Source organism: Methyloceanibacter sp., from assembly GCF_050728395.1.
In the GTDB taxonomy this organism is placed as follows: Bacteria; Pseudomonadota; Alphaproteobacteria; order Rhizobiales; family Methyloligellaceae; genus Methyloceanibacter.
In genome coordinates this window covers 1-3,781 of record NZ_JBOHJB010000159.1, presented here as the reverse complement: position 1 = coordinate 3,781, position 3,781 = coordinate 1, and the positions used below count along the sequence as shown (strand labels likewise).

Below are 3,781 nucleotides of genomic sequence, written 5' to 3'. Positions count from 1 at the left end.
TTGGGAGCACAGATTCGAGCCCGGCACGCCGCTCTACATGCAGGTCAGCCGCGCAGGCATCGTGTTTCACATCTCGGAGCATCATGGCGACGGATCGCCCGGCGCCCACGTCCGTGTGATCATCGAAGGCGTCCGCGAGCTGCATGCGGGGCTCATCGCCAAGAAGTACAAGAACAATCGGCCCGGCCTCGAACAGCCTGAATGGGGTGGCACCGAGATGACGGTGATCGACCCGGTCAACAATCGCATCACCTTCGCGGAGTTCGGCGGCGCCTGATTGTGCCGACTCGGTTCTCTCGCGAGGCTCCACGAAAGTCAGTGATCTGATTGTCCGATCACGCGTTCGGTTTTGCCCTGCGGCCATCTGTCTTGCACTGCAACATAGTTTTGTCACTGCACGGCGGCATTCATTGTGCAATGCAGCAACGGGATATGATTCCCTGCTGGAACTGAAAGGAGGCCACCCAATGGTCCAGTTCTCTCGATCCACTCTCTCGGCTCTCGCCGCGACCGGCGTGCTCGTCGCGCTGCTCGCTGGCGCTGCGCCGGCCGGCGCCGAGGACACGACGACCAATCTCGGGCCTGTCGGGCCGCGCGAGCCGATCCTCGTCAAGATGGGCGACAAGCGCATGATTGCTTCTTACGTGCCGAACGGCGGCAACTGCTTCGTCAGCGCCGTTGTGTTCGACGCGGCCCCTTCCGGCGGCGGCCTTGCCTCGACCAAGATCCGCGTGGCCCTGCACCCCGGCGAGCTGTTCCATATCGACGGAACGGAGGATCGGCAGGTCGTTCTCCTGTGTGGGTTCAAAGGTGACATGCTTACCGTCCTCAATCGCAGTGAGGTGATGACGCACGCCGCCAACAATCTTGGCGAATAGGAACGAGTTGCCACTCCTTGCCGCCAAGGCAAGCCGCTAGAAAAACGCCCTCCCAGACCACCGGGAGGGCGTTTTGCCTTGTATAGGGGGCAGAAGTTCCCCATTCGTTCGCAAACGGTGGATAATGGTGATGAGCGCGAATCGCCAGCGCGCAGCACCCCGTGAGCGTTCACTGTTGCCCGAATGAAGTTCTCCGATTCGTTCTTGGATGAGATCAGGGCTCGCCTGCCGGTGTCGCAGGTGGTCTCCCGCCGCGTGCCCTTGAAGCGCGCCGGTCGCGAGTGGAAGGGGCTCTCGCCCTTCAATCGTGAGAAGACGCCGTCCTTTACCGTCAACGACCAGAAGGGCTTCTATCACTGCTTCTCCTCCGGCAAGCATGGCGACATCTTCACTTTCCTCATGGAGACGGAAGGGCTGAGCTTTCCCGAGGCTGTCGAGAGGCTTGCCGGCGACGCGGGCTTGCCGATGCCGAAGCCGGACCCGCAATTCGAGCGCGCCAACAAGGAGCGGCTCGGTCTTCTCGATGCGCTCGAGGCCGCGGCGGGGCTCTTCGAGGAGGCGCTCGGGGCACGCGAGGGGCGTGACGCGCTCCTTTATGCCGAGCGGCGCGGGCTCAAGCCCGAGACGCTGAAGGAGTTCCGCATCGGCTTCGCACCGCACGCGAAGGAGGCGCTCAAAGCGACTCTGACGAAACGCGGATTCACCGAGGCGCAGCTTTTGGAAGCAGGGTTACTCGTCAAGCCTGACGACGGCAGGCCGAGCTACGATCGCTTTCGCAATCGCCTCACCATCCCCATCCTCGACGTCAAGTCGCGCGTGATTGGCTTCGGCGCGCGAGCGCTCGATCCTAACGCCGAGCCCAAATATCTGAACTCGCCAGAGACGAGGCTGTTCGACAAGGGCTCGACCATCTTCAATTTCGCCCGCGCCCGCCAAGCGGCTTTCGACAAAGGCGAGCTCGTTGTGGTCGAAGGCTATATGGATGTGCTCGCGCTGCATCAGGCGGGCTTCACCAACGCCGTGGCGACGCTGGGAACCGCCTTTACCGAGCGCCAGATGGAACAACTTTGGCTGCTCGCGCCCGAGCCCATCATCTGCTTCGACGGCGACAGGGCAGGCGAGGCCGCTGCCGCGCGCGCCATTGACCGCATGCTGCCGATGTTGAAAGAGGGTCATTCCTTCCGCTTCGCCTTCCTGCCCGAGGGGATGGACCCTGACGACCTCGTGCGCAGCCAGGGCGCACCGGCTTTCACCCAATGCCTCAGAAACGCGCGCCCGCTGATCGATGTGCTGTGGCTCCGCGAGCGCGCCGAGCAGCCGATTGATACGCCGGAGCGCCGCGCGGCGTTCGAGGCGCGGCTCGACGCACTTCTCGCTGGGATCGCTAACGCACGCGTGCGCGATCATTATCGACGCGAGGTGAGGAACAGGCTCTTCGCGCTCTGGCGCGAGAGGCCATCGCCGCGTCAGAGCTCATCGCGCGCCCCCGTGCGGGTACCGCCCAACAGCGGGACGATGCCGCCACCATCGCCGCGAGGCTTCGCCACCACCATCGCGCTCACCCTTGTCAATCATCCCTCCCTGCTCGACCGCTTCGCCGATGAGGTTGCGAGCCTCGAGGTCAGGGACAAGCCGCTCGCGGCGCTACTCTCATTCGTCACCCGCATCATCTTCGAGCGCGACGGCATCTCGCGTGAGCAACTGCTTGAAGTGCTGGAAGCAAGCCCGCACGCGAAGCTCTTGGCCAGGCTCTCGCGCGAGAGTGCCTTCAAGCGCATCGCCTTCCTACAGCCCGAGACGCCCCTCGAGGACGTCGAGGTGCAGTTCGCCGACCTCATCTTCCGCTTCCGCGCGCTTCCCGCGCTCTCCAAGGAGCTTGATGAGGGCGCCGATCACCTCGCCGATCTTTCGGAGGCAGAGTTCGAGCGATTCGCGACGCTGCAGCAGCAGGTGGCGAGCGTCGGCAATCAGCACGCAGGCGACGATGCCGGCGACCGCGACGCTGGCGAGAGGTTCAAGGAGAAGGTCGCGCAAGTGCTGCGCGAGAAGGGCACCTGGCGCCGCGGCCAGCGCCCCGAGAGGCGCGACTAAGCGGCGCGCCGCTTGATCTCAACTCTCTGCGGCGCCGCTGCCCCTGATCACAAGTCGGTACATGTGCTAGTACCTTTCGCTTGGCTTGGGGGTCCAATTCGTCCGTGCTCGAAATCAACCAGAATCGTAGTTCTAGCGCTGGTAGGCTTCCTCGGGGCTCGTTTGGCTTGGCCGGTTATCATGCCTTGGTCATCCATGAATGACTTTAAGAACAGACAGATTGACCCGGCGGACTTCACCCGCTGCGACCCGATTCCGGCCGAGGGAGTTGAACGCGCGGTCGCCATCATGCGGACTGGCAAACTATTCAGGTACAGCGACAGCCAGCCCGAAGACTCGGAAGTTGCCTGGCTTGAACGCGACTTCGCCGAATATCTTGGTTCGCGGCACGCTCTTGCGGTCAATTCTTGCAGCGTGGCGATCGAACTGGCGCTCATCGCCTGCGGTGTGGCGCCTGGGAGCAAGGTCCTGGTGCCGGGCTTTACCTTCACCGCAGTGCCGAGCGCGATCGTTATGCTGCACGCGATCCCCGTCTTTGTGGAATGCACTGAAGACTACCGTTTGGACATCGACGATCTCCGGCGCAAGATAACGTCGGAGACAAGGGTGCTGCTCCTGTCGCACATGCGCGGTCATATCTCCGACATGGATGCGATCACGGAGCTCTGCACCGTGCACGGCGTCACTCTCATCGAGGATGCGGCGCACGCGCTTGGCGCGCGCTGGCGCAAAAAAAAAAAAAAAAAAAAAAAAAAAAAAAAAAAAAAAAAAAAAAAAAAAAAAAAAAAAATCAACGCGGGCGAAGGCGGCAT

At 62.3% G+C, this 3,781-nt stretch carries 4 protein-coding genes; all 4 read left to right on the top strand.

Going from position 1 to position 3,781, the window contains the following annotated elements; all coding sequences use genetic code 11:
- On the top strand, nucleotides 1-277 hold a 277-nt coding region (locus ACREC7_RS15990; RefSeq protein ID WP_431556682.1), incomplete at its 5' end, for a glyoxalase superfamily protein.
- Nucleotides 278-467: 190 nt separating this feature from the next.
- The gene (locus ACREC7_RS15985; protein WP_431556681.1) at nucleotides 468-878 is read left to right on the top strand and encodes a hypothetical protein; all 411 of its coding nucleotides are present in this window, start codon (nucleotides 468-470) and stop codon (nucleotides 876-878) included.
- Between the two features lie 183 nt (nucleotides 879-1,061).
- The gene (gene dnaG, locus ACREC7_RS15980) at nucleotides 1,062-2,969 is read left to right on the top strand and encodes a DNA primase (protein WP_431556680.1); all 1,908 of its coding nucleotides are present in this window, start codon (nucleotides 1,062-1,064) and stop codon (nucleotides 2,967-2,969) included.
- Between the two features lie 180 nt (nucleotides 2,970-3,149).
- The coding region (locus tag ACREC7_RS15975; RefSeq protein WP_431556679.1) for a DegT/DnrJ/EryC1/StrS family aminotransferase at nucleotides 3,150-3,781 on the top strand (632 nt) is incomplete at its 3' end.